The sequence below is a fragment of the Pseudomonas sp. PS01303 genome, from assembly GCF_029959385.1.
In the GTDB taxonomy this organism is placed as follows: domain Bacteria; phylum Pseudomonadota; class Gammaproteobacteria; order Pseudomonadales; family Pseudomonadaceae; genus Aquipseudomonas; species Aquipseudomonas rustica.
This window is the reverse complement of record NZ_JASCPK010000018.1, coordinates 1-21,384: the sequence shown is the minus strand read 5'-3', so window position 1 is coordinate 21,384 and position 21,384 is coordinate 1. Positions and strand designations below refer to the sequence as shown.

Below are 21,384 nucleotides of genomic sequence, written 5' to 3'. Positions count from 1 at the left end.
CACAGAGGAGCCCTTGCGGCTCCTCTTTTGTCTGTGGCTTTTTCATAAGGAAACCTGCGATGTCCCTGCATCCGGAACTCAATGCCTTCCTCGACTTGGCCGAAGAAAGCCAGGCCGATGGCCCCGGCCCGTTTCATTTGTCGACGCCGGCTCAGGCCCGGGAAGCCTTCGAGCGCACCACGGTGCAGTTGCGCTGGGGCGCGCCGGCGGATGTCAGTGTCGTGACGGTGCCGTACACCGCGCGTGATGGCGCCAGTCTGGAGCTGCGTTTATATCGGCCCGCCAATGCGCAGGCCGAGGCGCTGCCGGTGCTGGTGTATTTCCACGGTGGTGGTTATGTGGTCGGCAGCCTGCAATCCCATGACGGCGTGTGTTGCGAGTTTTGCGCGCGTACGCCGTGCGCGGTGTTGTCGGTGGGTTATCGCGTGGCGCCGGAACACAAATTTCCAACGCCGCTTAATGATGGTGCTGATGCCTTGGCGTGGCTGGCGCAGCACGCTGTGGCTGAAGGTCTGGATATCAACCGCGTGGCGTTCGGTGGCGACAGTGTTGGCGCGACACTGGCGACAGTGTTGGCCCTGCAAGCGTCGCGCGATCCGGCTTCGCTGGCAATCAAACCTTGCCTGCAATTGCTCTGCTATCCGGTAACGGACGCCTCCACCAGCAGCCCCTCGACCGAGCTGTTTGGCGAAGGTTATCTGCTGGAAAGCGAGACGCTGGAGTGGTTCTACCGGCACTACGCCAACGACGCGGCGGATCGTCTCGACTGGCGCTTCTCACCGCTGCTGGCGACGGATTACCAAGGCATGGCCCCGGCCGTCATCGCCTTGGCTGGCCACGATCCATTGCTCGACGAAGGCCGCGCTTATGCCCGGCGCCTGCAAGAGCACGGCGTGACCGTGGAGCTGATCGAATACACAGGTTTGATTCACGACTTCCTGCGTCTGCAGAGCGTGGTGCCGGACATCGATAACGTCTACACCCAACTCACCCAAAGCCTGCGCACAGCCATCTCACACTAAACACATCCCCTGTAGGAGCTGCCGAAGGCTGCGATCTTTTGCTCTTTAAGATCAACAGATCGCAGCCTTCGGCAGCTCCTACAAAAAGCAGTTTCAGGGCATAAAAAAACCGGGCAATCGCCCGGTTTTTTTGTCGGTGGGGTGGCTTACCAGTCGTAAGACACTTCAACCGATGCCACGCGCTCCTGGCCGTAGTAGCAACCGAACGAGTAGTTGCAGTCCGAGATGTACTCACGGTCGAAGATGTTCTGCACGTTCACGCTGGTCTGCACGCCGCGCAGGCTTGGCGAGAGTTTGCCCATGTCGTAGCTGACGGTGGTGTCGTAGACAACGTAGGACGGCACGTCGAACGAGTTGGCCGCATCACCCGGCTTGCGACCGGTGTAGCGGGCGCCGACGCCGAAGGTCAGACCGTTGAGCGAAGCCTGGGTGAAGTGATAGTTGGCCCACACCAGCGCCGAAACAGGCGACTGTGCTTCGCTGCGGTTGTCTTCGTTGCCCCAGGTGTCTTTGGTGTAGAACGAGTCGAGGTAGCTGGCGGCCGCCATCACGTCGATGTTGTCGAAGGTCGATTTGACTTCCAGTTCGACACCGCGCGAGCGCACTTCACCCGACTGCGCCTGGTATTGCGGGTACTCGGTGTCGCCGGTCAGCACGTTCTTCTGTTTGATCTGGAACACCGAAGCGGTGATCAGGGTCTGGTCGAACGGCTGGTATTTCACACCGATTTCGTATTGCTCGCCTTCGGTCGGCTCAAAGCCTTTGCCACCGCGCTCAGGCGCTGCAGTGCCGAGGGTCGGCAGGAACGATTCCGAGTAGCTGACGTACGGCGCGAGGCCGAAGTCGGTGACGTAGGTCAAGCCCACGCGGCTGGTGAATTTGTGGTCACGTTTTTCTTCGACGGTACGTGCCAGCAGATCCTTGTTTTCCACTTCGGCCCAGTCCTGGCGGCCACCGATGGTGAGGATCCACTTGTCCAGTTTGATCTGGTCTTGCAGGTACACACCGGTCTGGCGAATGGTGTTGTCCCACTTGGTGTCCAGTTGCGGCGTGACGCTGCTGGTGTCGTAGTTGTTGTTCGCGCCGTAAAGGTTGATCGGCAACACGTTGTAGGCGTTGTAGCCGTCGTACTTACGGTTGAAGTGGCGATAATCCACGCCCATCAGCGTGGTGTGTTCCAGCGCGCCGGTGTTGAATTTGTATTCCAGGTTGTTATCGACGGTGTACGCGGTGTTGTGCTGTTTCCAGTTCAGCTTGACCCGGTTGGCCTGGGTGTAGTCGGTCACGCCGGCGTCATCGGTGACGAAGCTGCGCAGGTAGAAACCTTTGTAGTCATCGCGCACGTCGGTGTAACGCGCGGTGGAGCGGTATTTCAAATCTTCGGTGAGGTTGTGGGTGAAGTCGTAGCCGAAGACGTACTGGTCGCGTTTGTAGTCGTTGTATTTCGAGTCGCCGGAGAAGAATTCGCGGTCGATGCGCTCGCCGTTCGGGCCGCGCTTGAGCGAGCCGATCATCGGCAGCGCCTGATAGTCTTCCAGACCGTCGTCACGCTGGATCTGCGCGAGCAGGGTCAGCGAGGTGTCGTCGTTTGGCGTCCAGGTCAGGCTCGGCGCCAGCAACATACGCTCGCTGTGGGTGTGATCGACCTGTTGGCCGCCTTTTTTGCCAACACCAACGACACGGTAGGTGAACTCTTTCTGATCGTCGATCGGGCCGCTGGTGTCGAACGCGCCGTTAACCCGATCGTAGCTGCCGGCACCCAGTTTGACCTGGCTGCGCTGCTCGGTGGTCGGACGCTTGGACACCATGTTGATGATGCCGCCCGGCTGGTTCTGACCGTATAGCACCGAGGACGGGCCTTTGAGCACTTCGATGCGCTCAAGGGTGTACGGATCGATCTGCGGTGCGCCGCCGAGGCTGCCGGCATACGGCAGGTAGGCGCCGTCGAGGTACAGCGGCGTCGGTGCAAAACCACGGCTGGTGATTTCGTCGGCGATGGCGTTGCGGTCGGTGAAACCACCGACGTTAAGGCCCGGCGTGTAGCGCAGGGCCTGGGTCAGGTTGCGTGCGCCCTGGGTCTGCACTTGCTCGGCAGTGATGACGTTGATGGTCTGCGGGATTTCCAGGATCGGCGTGTCGGTCTTGGTACCGGTGGCGCTGCGAGTCGCGACATAGCCGTCGACCGGGCCATAGGCGGATTCAACCGCTCGGCCATTGATGTTGGTGGCGCCCAGCTCCAGCGAGTTACCGCTCGATCTGCCGCGCACGGTGACGGTGTTGTCCTGCACGGTGAACATGACGCCGGTCCCCACCAGCATCTTCGACAGCGCTTGCGACGGCGACAACCGGCCGCTGACCGGTTGGCTGCGCAGGCCCTGTACGTCATCAGCGCTGTACAGCACTTGCATGTTCGATTGCGTGCCCAATGCCTGCAGTGCGCTTGCCAGCGATTGCGCAGGGATATTGAAATTCACTTCTTCAGCCTGAACGTGGGCGCTGAACGGCAAGGCGAGGGCCATGCTGAAGGCGGTAGCGCTGAAGCCAGGTTGCAACATGCGACGCATGATCAGCGCCTTGGTAAAACGTGGAATCCCCGGAATTGCTGGCATTGTGTTTCACTCTTGCAGGTTTTAATTGGGTTGTAGTTGTTATCGATTCTTAATTAGACGCACGAGCCTCAGAAAACCAGAATGAGAATCGTGGCTATTTACGCCGTTTGCAGTTCCGTGATGACTTTTCCCGCTTCCATCCGCACCAATTGGTCGGCGATGTCGAAATAACGATCATCGTGGGAAATGACGATGATGGTTTTGCCCAGACGCTTCAGGTCGGGCAGCAGCTCGGTGTAGAAAATGCGCCGGAAGGTCGGATCCTGATCCGCCGCCCACTCGTCAAAGACCAGCACCGGACGCTCTTCCAGCCAGGCATTGACCAATGCCAGACGCTTGCGCTGGCCGGTCGACAGGTCGGTGGTGGTGAACGAGCCGTCACGCACGCTGACCTTGTGCGCGATCTCCAGGCGTTGCAGGTATTGGTTGGCGTCTTCGGGGATGTGCGTGTCGCCCTGTACCACGTCATCGAACAGGTAGTAGTCGGCGAAAATCGTCGTGAACAGTTGGCGGTAGTCGTCGCGGGTGAGGGCGGTGACCACTTGCTCGTTGAGGCGGATTTCACCCTGCTGCGGCGCGTAAAGTCCCAGCAGCAACTTGATCAGGGTGGTCTTGCCGCAACCGTTTTCACCGACAATGAAAACGATGTCGCCCTGTTCGATCTTCAGGTTGACCGGGCCCAGGCTGAACGGCGTGGCGCCTTCGACCGCCGGGAAGCTGTAGGCGACGTCGGTCAGTTCGAGGCTGTGCACCGGGGTTTTGCGATTGCCCTGATCGCTGAGCAACAGGTGCGGCTCTGGCGAGGAGAACTGTTCCGACAACTCGGCGATGCGGCGGAAGGCGATCTGCGCGCGGCTGACAATCGGCAGCGTGCCAATCAAATGCTCCAGCGGCCCTTTCATGTACAGCAGCACCAGCACGAAGCCGCTCATCACCGCTTTGTCCGTGCTCGGCCAAAGTGATTGCAGGGCCAGCGCTAAACCGATCACGACAAAGAACAGCATCGAACCGAAGGTTTTCGCGACCACGAAAATATTCACCGAGCGAATCTGCGTGTCGCAGATTTTGTCGGCGGTGTGCTCGATACCCGAGACGAACATGCGATGACGACGTGGGCGGTGGATGCGCAGTTCCTTGGCGCCTTCAGCGATGGCGTTGTAGTGCTTTTGCAATTCGTCTTCGGAATCGCGAGCCTCCATGAAGCCTTTGATGCCGTGGCCGCGAGCGATGTACTGAACGATGGTGCCGATGATGATCGCCACCACCATCATCAGAAACATCGGCCACGACAGCATTGCCAGGTAGCCCATGCAGCCGAGTGTCACGGTCAGGGAAATGGCCAGCGGCGCGAAGGCAAAGGCGAAATCGCTGATGGTGTCAACGTCATGGGTCAGCACCGGAATCAGCCGATGGCTGCGATAGCGCTCGATCTGTTCGATCGGTGCTGAGAGCACCTTTTCACCCAACTCTTTGCGCAGTTTGGCGATGATTTTCTGGCCGACGTAATTGGTGCCGATATCGGAGAAAATCGAACTGACCAGTGCCAGCAGACACAACCCGGCGAACGCGGCGACCACGGTGTTGGTCAGGCCGCCCTCGGCATGCAGCACATTATTGATTGTTGCCAGCAGCACCGTGACGCTCAGGCCACCGACCATGCCCAGCAGGATCGAGCCGGCAACAATCAGACGAAAGGGTTTGAGCAGGGTGAACAATTCATTGATCACCCCGCGTGTTGGTTTGCTCATGGAGGTTCCCTGCTTGAAAGAACGGCGAAGGCCGGCATCGGTCGCGGGCCTCGCCTGGGTGCGTAGAGGGCGGGGGCGCGTCGCAATGGATCGCGCCCACCTGTAAAACGACTGGAGGGGTGGTTAATTTAAGGGGCGCTGCGGTTACAGATCGCGGGCGACCCGGAAGCCGATCCAGTCGCCGCGATCACCCGGCACCAGCGCGTTGCGGTTGCCGGAGCGGGAGAACACCGGCGCCTCGCCCCAGTCGTTGCCGCGAATGCGCTTGAATTCGCACTTGCCGGTCAGCCAGGCGCTGCCGTCGCTCGGTGCGCCGACGTAGTTTTCGTTGTAGCAATCGGCCGTCCATTCGTAGACGTTGCCGTGCATGTCGTACACGCCAAACGCATTCGGCGCGAAGCTGCCGGCCGGGGCGGTGAAGTTGTAGCCGTCGGCGGCGCCATAGGTGTTGGCGTGCTTGGCGATGCTGTATTCCTTGCCTTCATCGAACGGAAAGGGGAACGGCCCGCTGCTGCCGCCACGGGCGGCGTATTCGCGCAAGGATTCGCTGACCAGACGGTATTGCTTGCCGGTCTTTTTCGACAGCCACGCGACGTAGGCATTGGCCTCGGCGAAGTCCATGCACACCGCCGGGTGGCGGTCGGTGTATTGCTTGCGCGGGTCGCTGCCCTGATAGTCCGGAATCCCCGCTTTGCACGCGCGGCCCGGGCGGTCGTCGCCGTCCGGCATCTGGTAACCGGTGTCCTTCAGGTAGGCGAACCATTCACCCTTGAGCACCTGAAAACGGCTGATGGCCAAGGGTTTGGCGAACGTCACCGGGTGCATCGGGCTTTCATCGGGCTCGCGGCCGACTTCGTCATCCGGGGTGCCCATGGTGAAGGTGCCGGTGGGCAGCACGACCATTTCCGGGCAGTCCTTGCAGTCCTTGAACACTTTGCCCGGCGCGGGTGGCGTGGCGGCCTGAGCAGCGCTCGGCATGAGGCCGGCGGCGAGGACGGCGAGCACCAATGCGGGCAGGGCTTTCAGGGAAAAACGAGGTAACTCACTGTTCATTTCGCGTCTCGCTAAAAAGGAAAAAGAGGGCAGGCTCACAGGGCCTGGTCGAGGATGCTCAGCAAGCGCTCGATCTGCGCTTCGTTGTTGAGTAGCCCCGGTGCGGTGCGGATCACCGGGCCGACGTCACGCTCGACGGCATCGGCAACCACACGGTTGGCCATCAGGTGCGCAGCGATCTTGTCGCTGTCCTTGCCCTTGACCCGGAAGAAGGTGAAACCGGCAGAAAACTCCGGGCTCAACGGCGTCACCAGTTCGATCTGCGGGCGTTGCAGCAGACGTTTTTTCAGGTAGCTGTTGAGTTCATGAATGCGCGCCTGCACCTCGGCTTTGCCCAGTTGCAGGTGCAACTTGAACGCCTCGGTCAGCGCCCAGCGGTGTTCGAAGGCGTGATAACCGCCCGGGGTCATCGTCGTGGAAAAGTGCTCGGCCTCGGAGAAGGTCGGGATGATCGGGGTGACGTATTTCACCTCCGGCGTGCGGCTGCAAACGATACCGGTGCCGCGTGGGCCGAACATCCATTTGTGTGTGCCGGCGATAAAGAAGTCGCAATTCATCGCCGGGAAACTCAGGTCTTCAACGCCAAAACCGTGCACACCGTCGACCACGTAAATGATCCGGTCGGCATCGCTGCGCCCACGGTTGTGTTTGTCGACCAGCGCGCCGATCGCGCCGAGCGGCAGCTTCACGCCGCTGCCCGAATGCACCCAGCACATGCCCAGCACGCGGGTCTCGGGCCGGATGCTGCGGTCGATGTTGGCCAGCAGTTGTTTCTCGCTGATCGTTTGCGGATCGTCGAACAAGCGAATCTTGCGCACCTTGGTGCCTTCACGCTCACTGCGCAGTTCCAGAATCGTGTGGGTGGCGTAGTGCTCGTGTTCGGTGGTGAGGATTTCCTGATCGGCGCGCACGTGCACGCCGCCGTAAATCATGGTCAGGCCTTCGGTGGTGCTGCCGGTCAGGGCGATCTGCTTGGCATCGGCTTGCAGGTATTGGCCGGCCCAGACGCGCACATCGTGTTCGCGTTTTTCGATCACGCCGACATCCCAGTCCATCGCCAGCCCCGGGTTTTTATCGAGTGCGGCGCGGTGCATTTCAATGGCGTCGCGCACCGGTTTCGGGTGGCTGGTGATGAGGAAATTGGAGAAGTGCAGGTACTCGGGATCTTGATTGAACAGCTGCTGCAACTGCGCCCATTTATCGCGCGGCAACGGTGCGATCGGCGTGGCGGCAGCAACGCTCGGCAGGCTTGCGCCGAGTGGCAGCGCCGCCGCGAGGATTCCGGCCTGCTTCAAAAAGTCACGACGATTGCTCATGGCTTGACGGTGTCCTGAGCAGCGGCCACTGCCGGTTTGGCGGATTTCTCGACCTGATCCCAGACGCGCAGGAAATTGCCGCCCCAGAGCTTGGCGATGTCGGCTTCGGAGTAGCCGCGCGCGAGTAATTCGGCGGTGACATTGCGGATCTCGCCAACGTTCTCCCAGCCTTTGACGCCGCCGCCTTCGTTGAAGTCGGAGCTGATGCCGACGTGGTCGATGCCGATCTTGCGCACGGTGTAATCGATGGCGTCGCCCAAGTCTTTGAGGCTGGCTTTCGGTTCCTCTTCAAGAATCGCGTAGAGCTGACCGGCGTACTCGCCAAATTTCTGCTCCGACCACGCGGCGATGATCGGGTCGCCCGGCATCAGCGCCATGGCCAGGTTCGGCAGCGGTGGCAGGTCGTAGCGTTTGCGCAGTTCGTTGAGCTTGTCCTGAGTGCCTTGGGTCAGCGGGCGCAGGTATTGCGAGAAGCCGACGATCTGCACCACGCCGCCACTGTTTTTGATCAGCTGCATTTCCTTGTCGCTGAGGTTGCGCGGAATATCCACCATCGCCCGTGGTGCCGAGTGGGACGCCACCAACGGTGTACGGCTCAGTTGCGCGACTTGCTCGAGGGCTTTGGTCGACATCTGCGAGACGTCGATGATCACGCCCAGATCGTTGAGGCGTTTGACCGCTTGCTTGCCCAGATCCGAGAGGCCATCGAGGGCGTCCGGCGAATCGTTGAAGAACGGCAACGGCCGCGACGAATCAGCCCAGTCGTTGTTGCCGATATAGCTGAAACCGAACATGCGCATGCCGCGCGCCGTCCACAGATCCAGCAAGTTGAGGTCGTGGCCGAGCGGGTAGGCGTTGAGCATGCTGATGAAAATCGCAAACTTGCCTTCGCCATGCAGGCGGCGGAAATCGGCGGGGGTGTAGGCGATCCCGACCTGATTGGGGAAGTCGCGCACCATGCCGGAAATGATTTTGTAGCGGATCTCTTGTTGATTGCGCGCCTCGTCGACGAAACCGGTGGTGGGTTTGTGCGGGGCGTTGGCGCCGTTCCAGATTTCCGGCCAGCCGAAAATCGTCAGCGCCGCGCCGGAAAGGCGACCACGGTTGGCTTTGACCAGGTCGAACTGGCCGCTGCCGTCCTTGTCGACCTCGTTGCCGGTGGTGCCGAAATCCTGGGTGACGGTGATGTGGCTGTCGAACGAGAGCATGTGCTCGTGCAGCGCTTCGGCCTGCTGCATGACTTTGTGCGGGTAGCCGGGATTGTCCTTGAACCAAATGTCCCACACCGCAAAAGCAGCGCCGACGCTGACCGCCAGAGCCAGCGGCAGGCCGATGAAAAGAGCCTTTTTCGAACGTGGTTTTGTCATTGCCATCTCAGTCAGGTTCGCCGTCGAGGTGCAGGCGCAGAGGCCTTTGCTATCTGGGAAGAACGAGTGGATGGCGGGGAAATTTAGCGGGAGGCGGGCAATCAATAATTAAGTGTGAGGTTCATTGTGGCGAGGGGATTTATCCCCGTTGGGCTGCGCAGCAGCCCCAAAACCCACACGCGCGGTATGTCAGACATTCTGCGTTGTGAGGTTTTGCGAGCGCTTCGCACTCGAACGGGGATAAATCCCCTCGCCACAAGGGTGTCCATTCCGGGAAGTCGGTGCAGGGCTTAAATTTGCCGATCCAGTAAACGTTCTAGCTTGGATAAAGCCTGCTTCAGGGCTGACACAGGTAGGGCAATGAGGATTTCTCGACGATGGTTCATGGCAGGCCTGGCGTTGACCGGCGCTGCCGTACCGGCGGCTTATTTCGGGCACCGTGAATGGACGAAGCCGGATCCGACGATCACCCCCGGTGAGGCGTCGTTCGATGTCGCCGACGTGGCCGGGCAGCGCCTGTCCAATGCCTTGCGCGGGGTCTGGAACATTCGTTTTACCGGCAACGATGCCGGCCTCGATGGCTTGCCGGCTGAAGGGCTGGAAGTGTTTCTCGACATCGGTCAGAAGGGCCGGGGCGTCAATGGCTTCCTCGACACTGCCGAGCGTTTGCGCAGTGACGAAACACCTCGTTACCGAATTCTTGGCGATCTGGCTGGGGCTGAGGCTTCGAAACTCAGTTGGCGGTTGCTCGGCGCTGACGGTCGCGTCGACTACGAATTGAACATGATTCTCGATGAAGTCTGGGCCGACTTCGGCAATGCCGGCAGCGGCACCCTCAGCGGCACCGTGCAACGCCTCGATCGCCCGTTGGCCTTACCCGCGCAGGACAATCGCTTCATCGCCGTCAAATACCTGTTCCCGGAAGCCCGCCAACGCACGCCACTCAACGAGCCGTTGCTGGCATGGCTGGTGTCGCCGGAACATCGCCTGTTCCATCAGGTCTGGCACGCCACCCGCGACAAATGGCACACGCTGCCCGAGGACAAACGCAATGCCCTGCGCGGCCTCGGCTGGCAGCCCGGGCCGCGTGACCAGGAGCGGGATGCGCGTGGCACGCACAAGGATCGCAACGGCTCCGGCATCGATTTCTTTTTCATGCACCGGCACATGCTCGGCACGGCGCGCTCGATGATGGATTTGCCGTCGTGGCAGTTCTTCCCATTGCCGCAACCGGAGCTGATCCGTGATCGCCAGGGCTTCGCGCGCTACTTCGACAACCACGACGGCACTTCGCTGCCGCCGACCTGGCTGGCGGCCGAAGACGATGAATACACCCAATGGGTCAGCGACCTGAAAACCGCCGAGACCTATCAAAGCAATTTTGAAGTCTGGGAATCGCAGTACCGCGATCCGCAGTATCTGTCGAAGCTCACTTTGGGCCAGTTTGGTTCAGAGGTTGAGCTGGGCCTGCACGACTGGCTGCACATGCGTTGGGCGTCGGTGCCGCGTGACCCTTCCAACGGTCAGCCGGTGCCGCTGGCGCGTGATTTGGATGACTTCGCCGCCCGCTGGTTCGCCGCGGAAAACGATTTCCTCGGCGACCCGTTTTCATCCCATGTGAACCCGGTGTTCTGGCATTTTCACGGCTGGATCGATGATCGCATCGAGGATTGGTATCGCGCGCATGAGCGCTTCCATCCGGGCCAGGTCACGCGCCTTGAGGTCAACGGCGTGAAGTGGTTCGCGCCAGGCCGCTGGGTCGAAATCGCTGATCCATGGCTGGGGCCGGATACGCACGGTTGCAGCACTACGCCGGGTTTGCAGATAGGCCGGTCGGTGGAGATGGATCCGGAAACCATGAAACTGGCCCTGCGCATCACCTTCGGCGAAGACGAAAACAAACTCGCCAACCTGTTCCGCCGCGTGCCGCAACGGCCGTGGTATGCGCGCAATCTGAAAGCCAAGGCTTAAAGCAAAAGATCGCAGCCTTCGGCAGCTCCTACACTGATCCCTTGTAGGAGCTGCCGAAGGCTGCGATCTTTTGATCTTCAGAAAACCCGCCACCCACCCCCAAGCGCCTTGTACAGCGCGATACTCGCCTGCACCCGCGACAGCCGCAGTTGCACGTTCAGATCTTGCGCTGCATACAGCGTGCGCTGGGTTTCCAAAACCGTCAGCAAGTCCTCGGCCCCGGCCTGATAACGGCTTTGGGCGATGTTGAAAGCGGTCTGTGCCTGACTCAGTTCTTCGCTCTGCCATTGGCGTTGTTCGTCCAGCCCGCGAATGCTGTTGAGGGCTTTTTCGACGTCGGCGAAGCCGTTGATGATCGCGCCGCGATAGGTTTGCAGCAGCTCATCCTGACGCGCCGTGGCCTTGTCGCGCTCAGCGCTGAGGCGGCCGTTATTGAAGATCGGCGCGACCAGCCCCGCAGTCAGGTTGTAGAAAGGACTGCGGATCAAGTCATCAAACTTGTCAGCGCCCGAGCCGAGCTGCGCCGTCAATGTGACAGTGGGCAACATCGCGGCGCGAGCGACTTTGACATCAGCCTCGGCGGCCGCCAATTGTGCTTCGGCGCGAGCAATGTCCGGGCGATGGGTGAGCAAATCGCTCGGCACACCGCTGGCAATCCCCGGCCATTGCAGGCGATCGAATGATTCCTGATTGGCCGCGAGTTGCTGCACCGGTTGGCCGAGCAGGGCGGCGAGGCTGATCAACGCATCCTGCGCCTGTTGTTGCACCAGCGGCAGTTGCCGTTGCTGGGCGGCGACCAGGCTTTTCTGCTGCGCCAGTTCCAGCGCTGTCGCCGAGCCGGAATCAAACCTCGTCTGCACCAGTTTCAGCACGCTTTGCGCGTTGGCCAGATTCAATTCAGCAATGCGGCTCTGCTCACGCAACGACAAGGTTTGCGCATAAGTATTGGCAACGCCGCTGAGCAACGTCAGCTCAACCGTCGCGCGATCAAATTCGCTGGCCTGCAACGCAAATTGCGCACTGTCGCGAGACGCCTGTTTACCGCCCCAGAAATCGATCTCATACGTCGCGCTCAAATTGGCATCGAAATAGTCCACGGCCTTGTTATTGCTGTCGGCATCCAACTGGCTGTAACCCTTGCCGCGCAACAGTTTCTGCCGATTGGCATTCAGCCCGGCCTTGACCTCCGGCAGCAACGAGCCGCCAGCAATCACCGTGCTGGCCTGCGCCTGCTGAACGCGCGCCACCGCAGCGGCAAGGTCAAAACTGCCGACGCGAGCCTGTTCGATCAGACGATCCAGCTCCGGGCTGCCAAACTGTGTCCACCATTGCGGGTTGTTGCGGGCGACGCTGGCGCTGTGTGGCGATTGCCACGCAGCGGGGGCTTGCACGCCGCTGTCCGGGCGCTGAACGGGACTGCCGCAGGCGCTGAGGAGCAGGCACACGGTCAACAAACTGAGGCGCGGTTTCATAGATCGATCATTCACTGGTAAGGGCCGTGACCGGGTCGAGCCGGGCAGCTTTGCGGGCCGGCATGAAGCCGAAGACAACACCGGTCACAAGGGCGCAACCGAAGGCGCCGAGCACCGCGAGCAACGAGAACGCCACGGCGATATCGCTGAGGATCAACACGCCGCCAACGATCAGCGCGAGGGCGATCCCGGCGATGCCGCCGACCACCGAAAGCATCACCGCTTCGGTGAGGAACTGGCGGAGGATGTCGCGTTGGCGCGCGCCGGTGGCCATGCGAATACCGATCTCGCGGGTACGTTCGCGGACGGTCATCAGCATGATGTTCATCACACCGATACCGCCGACCAGCAGCGAGATCGCGGCAATCGAGCCAAGCATCAGCGACAGGGTGTTTTGCGTGCGCGCCTCGGCCTGAATCATTGCGGCGTTGTTGGTCAATTCGAAATCCTTTTTGCCGTTGTGCAGACGCAGCATCAGCTGTTCGATGGCGTGTTCGGCCTCTTTGACCTTGCGCGCATCGGTGGCGGCGATGGCCACGTATTCCGGATCGTGGGTGCCGAACAGGCGCACGCTGGCCGCCGAATAGGGTACGGCGATGCGGTCGTCACTGTCGGAATCACCGGAGCTGGCGCCTTTTTCCGCGAGCACGCCGACCACCTGAAACGGCACGTTTTCGATAAGGATGTATTGGCCGATCGGGTTGGCCACGTCCTTGAGTAATTTGTTGCGCACCTTATGGCCGATCACCGCGACGGCCGAGGCGTTTCGCTCGTCCTGCTCGGTGAAGTAACTGCCTTCCACCACCGGCCAATTGAAGATCGCCGGGAAGTTGGTGTCGTTGCCGCCGACGTAACTCAAGTGGTCAGCATTGCCGTAACGCACGCCAGCCTCGGTGCCGATCACCGGCATGATGCGTTGCACTTGCGGCAGGCTCGCCAGCGCGCGGACATCGTCGAGGGTGATGATTCCCGGTGGCGTGCGCGGGTTCGGTGCCGAGCCGCTCAGGTACAGAATGTTCGAACCGAACGCGCCCATTTGCGCCATGACCTGACGCTTGCTGCCTTCACCGACGGCGAGCATCACCACCACTGAAGCCACGCCGATGATGATGCCGAGCAACGTCAGCGCGGTGCGGAAGCGGTTGATCCACATCACTCGCCACGCCGCGTGCAGGGCGTCCACCAGTTCGCCCTTCCAGGCGCCAGTGGCTTCGGCACCTTCGCTCAGACGCTTGCGCAAGTCGACCGCTTGCAAGGCGCCGGGGTTGGCGCTGGTCTGGGCGTCGGGGTTGTCTTTGGCGCTGTCGCTGATGATCAAGCCATCGCTGATTTCGATGATGCGTTTGGCCCGCGCCGCCACTTCGCGATCGTGGGTGATGAGAATCACCACGTGGCCCTGACTGGCCAGTTCGTCGAGCAGCGCCATGACTTCTTTGCCGCTGTGGCTGTCGAGGGCGCCGGTCGGTTCGTCGGCGAGAATGATGTGACCGCCGTTCATCAAGGCGCGGGCAATCGACACCCGTTGCTGCTGACCGCCGGACAACTGATGCGGACGGTTGCCGGTGCGTTCGGCGAGGCCGAGACGGTCGAGCAGGGCGGCGGCGCGGGCATGCCGTTCGGTGGCCGGAGTGCCGGCATAGATCGCCGGCATCTCGACGTTTTCCTGGGCCGAGCCGGACGGAATCAGATGATAACCCTGAAACACGAAACCGAAGGCTTCACGGCGCAGCCAGGCCAATTCATCGCTGTCGAGGCCGGCGACGTTTTCCCCGGCGAAACGGTATTCGCCACAGGTCGGTCGATCGAGGCAGCCAAGAATGTTCATCAGCGTCGATTTGCCGGAGCCGGACGCGCCGACAATCGCGACAAATTCGCCAGCGTGGATCGACAGGTCGATGCCGCGCAGCACGTGAACTTCAGGCGCGTCGCCGCCACCGTAGGATTTGCGAATGTCCTGCAGGTCGATCAGGGGCGTTTGCATTCAACCCCCGCTGCCAGTGGCCGGGCCGATCAGCAGATGATCGCCTTCGCTGAGGCCGTCGAGGATCTGCACCTTGAGCCGATCACTGATGCCGGTGCGCACTTCGCGCGATTCGATGTTGCCGTTGGCAGCGACGACTTGCGCGGTCTGCCGGTCAGCTTTGACGCTGCCTTGCAGGGCGGCGACTGGCGCGGTGAGCACGTCTTTGGCCTGATTGGCGACGAAGAACACCTGCGTGGTCATTTCCGCCATCAGCGCGTTGTCGGCGTTATCGACATCAAGCAGAACGGTGTAGAGCACCACGCGGGCGCTGCCGCTTTTGCTGGTGCTGGTCGGGCTGCCGCCGCCCTGGCTGGTTTGATCGAGGGGTTTGGGCGGCACCGGCAGGATCTGCCGCACGGTGCTGCTCCAGCGCCGATTACCGCCGCTGAGCGTGGTGAAGTAAGCGCTCATGCCCGGTTTGACGTGACCGATATCCGCCTCGGAAACCTCGGCCCACACGGTCATCGGCGACAGTTTGGCGATGCGCAGAATCAGCGGTGTCTGTTGCTGGGCGTTGAGGGTCTGGCCTTCGCGCGCATCGAGAGCGACCACGGTGCCGGCCATTGGCGCGTAAATGCGCGTGTAGCCGAGCTCGGCCTGATCGCTACGCAAGCTCGCTTCGGCCTGGCGGATCTGCGCCTGGAACATGTCGATGCGCGCTTGCGTGGCTTTCAGCTCGGCGCGGGCGGTTTGCACGTCTTCTTCGCGGGTTGCGCCGCCGGCAGCGAGGTTTTGCTGACGCTGATATTTCTGCTGTGCAAGCTCATGTTGCGCGCGCTGTTCCTGCAATTGCGCCTTGAGGTTTTCGATCGAGAAGCGCCCGGCGTCGAGTTTGGCCTTTTGCGTCGACGGGTCGATTTCCACCAGCAACTGGCCCTCTTTGACCACGTCACCGACTTCGACGTGAATCTTCTGGATTTGTCCGGAAGCCTGCGCACCGACATCCACATAGCGTCGCGGTTGCAGGGTGCCGAGGGCGGTGACGCTGCTTTCTATATCGCCGCGCGACACTTGCACGGTGGCGAATTTATCCCGGCCCGGCGGCAACATTTGCCACGCGGCATAGCCGACGACGGGGATCAGACAAAGGACTACGAGCAGGGCGCGTCGGGCGGGGCGGGGACGTTTCATGCAGGGTTCCGGCCAGTGGAATTCGGCCCGTCGTCCGGCCGCCGCGCACAGAGGGGGCAGCGCTGAACGCTGTCGCGGAGCGCGACAGACACGGGGAGCTGTCCTGTAAACGAGGAAAGAGCGGCGGAATTTAAGCGTTGACACACGAAGTAACAGCTATAGCGCAGCACTATTTATCGGGCAGCGGCAAACACCACTTTAAATCTATATGAGAATTACTATAAATTACGCACCTCAAGTTGCCACTATCTTGCTACTGCGTTTCACGCCGTCGTCAATCGGTGTGCTCAAGGACAGAAACCGCACGTTTGCGGCCGGGAGTCATGTTGGAAAACTACTATCGCGAGCTGGTGTGTTTCCTCAACGCCAAGCTCGGCAATCGTCAGATTGCCGAAGATGTGGTGCATGACGCCTATCTGCGGGTGCTGGAACGTTCCAGCGATACCCCGATCGAGCAACCGCGCGCGTTTCTTTATCGCACGGCGCTGAATCTGGTCATCGACGACCATCGGCGCAATGCCTTGCGCCAGGTCGAATCACTCGATGTGCTCGACAACGAAGAGCGCTATTTCACCCCGTCGCCCCACAGCACCCTCGATCACGGCCAGCGTCTGGAAATGCTCCAGCGCGCGTTGGCAGAACTGCCGCCGCTGTGTCGCGACAGTTTTCTGCTGCGCAAGATCGAAGGCCTGTCGCACCCGGAAATCGCCGAACAGTTGGGCATTTCCAAGGCGCTGGTGGAAAAACACATTGTCAATGCGATGAAACATTGCCGCGTGCGGATCAAACAATGGGACGCCCATTGAGCCGACTTCGTTAAATTTTATTTCACTGTCCTCGTTCCTACTCAACAGACGACCTGCTGTCCTGCTCAAGGCCGGTCAGGTCACTTAGGCTCTCCATGCCCCTTGTTGAGGGGTTCCTCCAGAGGACACTGGAAATGACTCAGGCAATTGCATCGCCCATCGTTCACGACCTGATTGGCGTCGGTTTCGGCCCTTCGAACCTGGCGCTGGCCATCGCTCTGCAAGAGCGCGGCCCGATCCATGGCGAGCTGGATGTGCTGTTCCTCGACAAGCAGGCCAATTACAGCTGGCACGGCAACACCCTGTCGACGCAAAGCGAGTTGCAGATTTCCTTCCTCAAGGATCTGGTGACCCTGCGCAATCCGACCAGCCCGTACTCGTTCGTCAACTACCTGAAGGATCACGGCCGTCTGGTCGACTTCATCAACCTCGGCACTTTTTACCCGTGCCGCATGGAGTACAACGACTACCTGCGCTGGGTTGCCGGCAAGTTCACCGAGCAGAGCCGTTACGGCGAAGAAGTGCTGACCATCGAGCCGGTGCTGCACAACCATCAGGTTGAAGCGTTGCGCGTAATTTCCCGAGGCAGCGACGGCCAGCAACATGTGCGCACCACCCGTTCGGTAGTGGTCAGCGCCGGTGGTACGCCGCGTATTCCCGAGGCGTTCAAAGCGCTGAAGGGCGACAGCCGTGTGTTCCACCACTCGCAATATTTGTCGCAAATGGCCAAGCAGCCGTGCGTGAACAATCAGCCGATGAGCATCGCAATCATCGGCGGCGGGCAGAGTGCGGCGGAAGCGTTTATTGATCTGAATGATTCGTTCCCGTCGGTGCAGGTCGACATGATCCTGCGCGGCTCGGCACTGAAACCTGCGGACGACAGTCCGTTCGTCAACGAAGTGTTCTCGCCGGAGTTCACCGACCTGGTGTTCCAGCAGAACAGCGCCGAGCGTGAGCGTCTGGTCAACGAGTACCACAACACCAACTACTCGGTGGTCGACATCGACCTGATCGAGCGCATCTACGGCATCTTCTACCGCCAGAAGGTCTCCGGGATTGCCCGTCACGCGTTCCGTACGCTGACCACAGTCGAGAGCGCTACTGCGACTGAAAACGGTATCGAACTGGCGGTGCGCAACAACGCCACCGGCGAAGTCACCGTTCGCCATTACGACGCCGTTGTATTGGCCACCGGTTACGAGCGGCAGATGCACCGCAAACTGCTGGCGCCGCTGGAAGAGTACCTCGGTGATTTCGAGGTCGACCGTAATTACAAACTGATCACCGACGAGCGCTGCAAGGCCGGCATCTACATGCAGGGCTTCTGCCAGGCCAGCCATGGTCTGAGCGACACCTTGCTGTCGGTGCTGCCGATTCGTGCGGACGAGATCGCCGGCTCGCTGTATGAGCATGGCAAAAACCGTGGGCATCGGTCGATGGCGGATCTGTTGTTGGCGACTGCCAGCTGATAAGGCGAAAAGATCGCAGCCTTCGGCAGCTCCTACATCAAGATCGTTCCCACGCTCTGCGTGGGAATGCCTCAACGGACGCTCCGCGTTCGGCCTTCGACAGGGACGCGGAGCGTCCCGGGCTGCATTCCCACGCAGAGCGTGGGAACGATCATCCTGAACCCTTCCTGAACATCCCCCACATTCCCCAACGCACTGCCTTTTGCGGGTTTACTCTCCAATCATCGGGGCGTAAGCTTCGCGCGTTTTCATCAATAGCGGAGACCCACAGTGGGTACTTGTTCGAGTGACAGTTGTCGGCCGGTCTCGGTAACCGGCAGATTCTCGGCAAGATAACGCGCAGACTTTCTCTGTCGTTGTCTCGCCGTAAAAGCGAGCAGCGGCATCCCGTGCATGACCCGTCCTGGGCCATGGCTAGACGTCCTTCTCATCGACGCTGAACAGAGCGTGGTTTCGACTTTATTGTCGTGATCGCAGCCCTATCGACACGCCTGTCTTTTCTGACCGGCGCGCCAAGCCTTGCCGTGCCGGTTTTTCCGGCGGACGAGGCGCGGCCGTACCTGCTTGACGGTTTCCCGGCTGACCACAGGGGCAACAGCCATGAAACTTACGCTCAAGGAATTCTTCGCAGGTTTTCTGCGCACCCGCCACATCGCCCGACACTTCCGTCGTCTGGCGCTGCTGGAATCGATCAACGACACCACGGTCAGCCGTGAAGTCCCGCCGACTCTGGCCAACACTCTGGTCGATGCCGCGCATTGCGACAGCGGTGTGCTGCTGTCGTCATTGGGCACGCATTCCGATGGCCTGACCGATTTCGAAGTCGATGCGCTGCGTGCGCAATACGGCCTTAACGAAGTCGAACACGAGCAGCCGCTGCCGTGGTGGACTCACCTGTGGCACTGCTACAAAAACCCGTTCAACCTGCTGCTGACCCTGTTGGCGGTGATCTCGTGGCTGACCGAAGACCTCAAGGCCGCCGTGGTGATTTTCTCCATGGTGGTGCTGTCGACGCTGCTGCGCTTCTGGCAGGAAAGCAAATCCAACCAGGCCGCCGATGCACTGAAAGCCATGGTCAGCAACACCGCCACCGTGATGCGCCGAGACGCGCCACGCAGCGAATTGCCGATCAAACAATTAGTACCGGGCGACCTGATCGTGCTCTCGGCCGGTGACATGATTCCTGCCGATTGCCGCGTGCTCAGCGCCAAGGATCTGTTCGTCAGCCAAGCGGCGATGACCGGTGAATCGATGCCGGTGGAGAAGTTTCCACGCCAGGCTGATCGCGACACACGTAACCCGCTGGAGCTGGACAACATCCTGTTCATGGGCACCAACGTGGTGTCCGGCACAGCAGTGGCGGTGATTCTCACCACCGGTAACAGCACCTATTTCGGTGCGCTGGCCCAGCGTGTTGGCGCAACTGATCGTGCAGTGACTTCGTTCCAGCAAGGCGTCAACAAAGTCAGCTGGCTGTTGATCCGTTTCATGTTCGTGATGGCGCCGCTGGTGCTGTTCATCAACGGTTTCACCAAGGGTGACTGGACGGAAGCACTGCTGTTCGCGCTGTCGATTGCCGTCGGCCTGACCCCGGAAATGCTGCCGATGATCGTTACCTCGACGCTGGCCAAAGGCGCGGTGTTTCTGTCGCGCAAAAAAGTCATCGTCAAGCGCCTCGATGCGATCCAGAACTTCGGCGCGATGGACGTGCTGTGCACCGACAAGACCGGCACGCTGACGCAGGACAAGATCTTCCTCGCGCGCAATGTCGACGTGTGGGGCGCCGATTCCGATGACGTGCTGGAAATGGCCTACCTCAACAGCTACTACCAGACCGGCCTGAAAAACCTGCTGGATGTCGCGGTGCTGGAACACGTGGAAATCCACCGCGAACTGAAAGTCGGCACAGCGTTTCGCAAGGTCGATGAGATCCCGTTCGACTTCAATCGTCGGCGCATGTCGGTGGTGGTCGAAGGGCGCGGCCAACCGCATCAACTGATCTGCAAAGGCGCGGTGGAAGAAGTGCTGGCGGTGTGCAGCCGCGTGCGTCACGGCGACGTCGATGAAGCCTTGAGCGATGAATTGCTGACCAAGATTCGTCAGGTCACCGCAGCATTCAACGCTGAAGGCTTGCGCGTGGTGGCCGTGGCCGCTCGCTCGATGCCCGAAGGTCGCGAAATTTATAGCCTGGCCGATGAACAGGAACTGACGCTGATTGGTTACGTGGCGTTCCTCGATCCACCAAAAGAAAGCACTGCGCCCGCGCTGAAAGCCTTGGCCGAACATGGCGTGGCAGTGAAAGTGCTGACCGGCGACAACGAACTGGTGACCGCGAAGATCTGCCGCGAAGTCGGCCTCGCGCAACAAGGCTTGCTGCTGGGCAACGACGTCGAGCGCATGAGCGATGCCGAACTGGCGGTGGCCGTAGAGACCACCAATGTCTTCGCCAAACTGACGCCGTCGCACAAGGAGCGCATCGTGCGCATCCTTAAAGGCAATGGTCACGTGGTCGGGTTCATGGGCGACGGCATCAACGATGCGCCTGCGCTGCGTACCGCCGACATCGGTATTTCCGTGGACAGCGCGGTGGACATCGCCAAGGAAGCGGCCGACATCATCCTTCTGGAAAAGAGCCTGATGGTGCTGGAGGAGGGCGTGCTCGAAGGGCGGCGCACCTTCGCCAACATGCTCAAGTACATCAAGATGACCGCCAGCTCCAACTTCGGCAACGTGTTCTCGGTGCTGGTCGCCAGTGCGTTTATTCCGTTCCTGCCAATGCTGCCGATGCACCTGTTGGTGCAGAACCTGCTCTACGATATTTCGCAGATCGCCATTCCGTTCGATAACGTCGACGAGGAAATGCTGAAAAAACCACAACGCTGGCAGCCGGGCGACGTCGGGCGCTTCATGCTGTTTTTCGGCCCGATCAGCTCGATCTTTGACATCACCACGTTCGCCTTGATGTGGTACGTCTTCGATGCCAACACCCCGGATCACCAGACGCTGTTCCAGTCCGGCTGGTTCGTGGTCGGGCTGCTGACCCAGACGCTGATCGTGCACATGATCCGCACGCCGAAGATTCCGTTCCTGCAAAGCCGTGCCGCCATGCCGCTGCTGGTGATGACCGGAATCATCATGGCGGTCGGCATCTTCCTGCCGATGGGGCCGCTGGCGCACTACTTCAAATTGCAGGCGCTGCCGTCGCTGTACTTCGTATTCCTGCCGGTGATCCTGCTGGCGTACATGGCGCTGACCCAAGCGGTGAAAGGCTTCTACATCCGCCGGTTCGGCTGGCAATAACAGCAACACCGCTCCCCCCTGTAGGAGCTGCCGAAGGCTGCGATCTTTTGATCTTGTTTTCAAAAGGCAACATCAAACGATCGCAGCCTTCGGCAGC

The 21,384-nt window shown here is 60.6% G+C and carries 13 protein-coding genes; 5 read left to right on the top strand and 8 right to left on the bottom strand.

Annotated elements, in window-relative coordinates; translation table 11 throughout:
* Positions 1–59: 59 nt before the first annotated feature.
* Entirely contained in the window at positions 60–1,022 is a 963-nt protein-coding gene (locus QMX93_RS08510) for an alpha/beta hydrolase (RefSeq protein WP_282354576.1), read from the top strand.
* 146 nt (positions 1,023–1,168) lie between these two features.
* On the opposite strand, the gene QMX93_RS08505 is transcribed toward QMX93_RS08510, so the two are convergent.
* The 5 genes from QMX93_RS08505 to pvdM all read right to left on the bottom strand — a co-directional run bounded on the left by QMX93_RS08505 (position 1,169) and on the right by pvdM (position 9,115).
* Positions 1,169–3,631 carry a TonB-dependent siderophore receptor gene (locus tag QMX93_RS08505; RefSeq protein ID WP_082341413.1) on the bottom strand — a complete coding sequence of 821 codons (2,463 nt, stop codon included), beginning with the start codon at positions 3,629–3,631 and terminating at the stop codon, positions 1,169–1,171.
* A 98-nt stretch (positions 3,632–3,729) separates the two neighbouring features.
* Positions 3,730–5,379, bottom strand: coding sequence for a cyclic peptide export ABC transporter (locus QMX93_RS08500; RefSeq protein ID WP_282354572.1), 1,650 nt, complete (start codon positions 5,377–5,379; stop codon positions 3,730–3,732).
* A 144-nt stretch (positions 5,380–5,523) separates the two neighbouring features.
* The gene (locus tag QMX93_RS08495; protein WP_282354570.1) at positions 5,524–6,432 is read right to left on the bottom strand and encodes a formylglycine-generating enzyme family protein; all 909 of its coding nucleotides are present in this window, start codon (positions 6,430–6,432) and stop codon (positions 5,524–5,526) included.
* Positions 6,433–6,467: 35 nt separating this feature from the next.
* Positions 6,468–7,748: an aminotransferase class V-fold PLP-dependent enzyme gene (locus tag QMX93_RS08490; RefSeq protein WP_282354568.1), complete on the bottom strand. Its 1,281-nt coding sequence runs from the start codon at positions 7,746–7,748 to the stop codon at positions 6,468–6,470.
* Positions 7,745–9,115 (bottom strand): pyoverdine-tailoring dipeptidase-like protein PvdM, encoded by a 1,371-nt coding sequence (gene pvdM, locus QMX93_RS08485; RefSeq protein ID WP_282354566.1) that lies wholly within the window; start codon positions 9,113–9,115, stop codon positions 7,745–7,747. The genes QMX93_RS08490 and pvdM overlap by 4 nt, the downstream gene beginning before the upstream one ends.
* A gap of 360 nt (positions 9,116–9,475) precedes the next feature.
* Here pvdM and QMX93_RS08480 point away from each other — a divergent pair, with 360 nt between their 5' ends.
* Complete coding sequence (locus QMX93_RS08480) at positions 9,476–11,086, top strand: PvdJ/PvdD/PvdP-like protein (protein ID WP_282354564.1); 1,611 nt, start codon at positions 9,476–9,478, stop codon at positions 11,084–11,086.
* 77 nt (positions 11,087–11,163) lie between these two features.
* Here QMX93_RS08480 and QMX93_RS08475 read toward each other — a convergent pair whose 3' ends face one another.
* From QMX93_RS08475 to QMX93_RS08465, 3 genes are read right to left on the bottom strand one after another with little or no spacing between them, the layout of a single operon-like run.
* Positions 11,164–12,558: an efflux transporter outer membrane subunit gene (locus QMX93_RS08475; RefSeq protein WP_282354560.1), complete on the bottom strand. Its 1,395-nt coding sequence runs from the start codon at positions 12,556–12,558 to the stop codon at positions 11,164–11,166.
* Between the two features lie 7 nt (positions 12,559–12,565).
* The gene (locus QMX93_RS08470) at positions 12,566–14,539 is read right to left on the bottom strand and encodes a MacB family efflux pump subunit (RefSeq protein WP_053118862.1); all 1,974 of its coding nucleotides are present in this window, start codon (positions 14,537–14,539) and stop codon (positions 12,566–12,568) included.
* Positions 14,540–15,712 (bottom strand): efflux RND transporter periplasmic adaptor subunit, encoded by a 1,173-nt coding sequence (locus QMX93_RS08465; RefSeq protein ID WP_282354557.1) that lies wholly within the window; start codon positions 15,710–15,712, stop codon positions 14,540–14,542.
* 323 nt (positions 15,713–16,035) lie between these two features.
* On the opposite strand from QMX93_RS08465, the gene QMX93_RS08460 reads away from it, so the two are divergent.
* From QMX93_RS08460 to mgtA, 3 genes are all read left to right on the top strand, one after another.
* A complete protein-coding gene (locus QMX93_RS08460; RefSeq protein ID WP_053118866.1) occupies positions 16,036–16,518 on the top strand; it encodes a sigma-70 family RNA polymerase sigma factor in 483 nt (160 codons plus the stop codon).
* Between the two features lie 134 nt (positions 16,519–16,652).
* Entirely contained in the window at positions 16,653–17,987 is a 1,335-nt protein-coding gene (locus QMX93_RS08455) for a SidA/IucD/PvdA family monooxygenase (RefSeq protein WP_159812921.1), read from the top strand.
* A gap of 600 nt (positions 17,988–18,587) precedes the next feature.
* Complete coding sequence (mgtA, locus tag QMX93_RS08450; RefSeq protein WP_282354550.1) at positions 18,588–21,287, top strand: magnesium-translocating P-type ATPase; 2,700 nt, start codon at positions 18,588–18,590, stop codon at positions 21,285–21,287.
* Positions 21,288–21,384: the final 97 nt, after the last annotated feature.

Coding starts and splice junctions, on each gene's coding strand:
- QMX93_RS08460 (WP_053118866.1), top strand. CDS start 16,036: ATGTTGGAAAACTACTATCGCGAGCTGGTGTGTTTCCTCAACGCCAAG.
- QMX93_RS08495 (WP_282354570.1), bottom strand. CDS start 6,432: ATGAACAGTGAGTTACCTCGTTTTTCCCTGAAAGCCCTGCCCGCATTG.
- QMX93_RS08490 (WP_282354568.1), bottom strand. CDS start 7,748: ATGAGCAATCGTCGTGACTTTTTGAAGCAGGCCGGAATCCTCGCGGCG.
- pvdM (WP_282354566.1), bottom strand. CDS start 9,115: ATGACAAAACCACGTTCGAAAAAGGCTCTTTTCATCGGCCTGCCGCTG.
- QMX93_RS08465 (WP_282354557.1), bottom strand. CDS start 15,712: ATGAAACGTCCCCGCCCCGCCCGACGCGCCCTGCTCGTAGTCCTTTGT.
- QMX93_RS08505 (WP_082341413.1), bottom strand. CDS start 3,631: ATGCCAGCAATTCCGGGGATTCCACGTTTTACCAAGGCGCTGATCATG.
- QMX93_RS08500 (WP_282354572.1), bottom strand. CDS start 5,379: ATGAGCAAACCAACACGCGGGGTGATCAATGAATTGTTCACCCTGCTC.
- QMX93_RS08480 (WP_282354564.1), top strand. CDS start 9,476: ATGAGGATTTCTCGACGATGGTTCATGGCAGGCCTGGCGTTGACCGGC.
- QMX93_RS08470 (WP_053118862.1), bottom strand. CDS start 14,539: ATGCAAACGCCCCTGATCGACCTGCAGGACATTCGCAAATCCTACGGT.
- mgtA (WP_282354550.1), top strand. CDS start 18,588: ATGAAACTTACGCTCAAGGAATTCTTCGCAGGTTTTCTGCGCACCCGC.
- QMX93_RS08475 (WP_282354560.1), bottom strand. CDS start 12,558: ATGAAACCGCGCCTCAGTTTGTTGACCGTGTGCCTGCTCCTCAGCGCC.
- QMX93_RS08455 (WP_159812921.1), top strand. CDS start 16,653: ATGACTCAGGCAATTGCATCGCCCATCGTTCACGACCTGATTGGCGTC.
- QMX93_RS08510 (WP_282354576.1), top strand. CDS start 60: ATGTCCCTGCATCCGGAACTCAATGCCTTCCTCGACTTGGCCGAAGAA.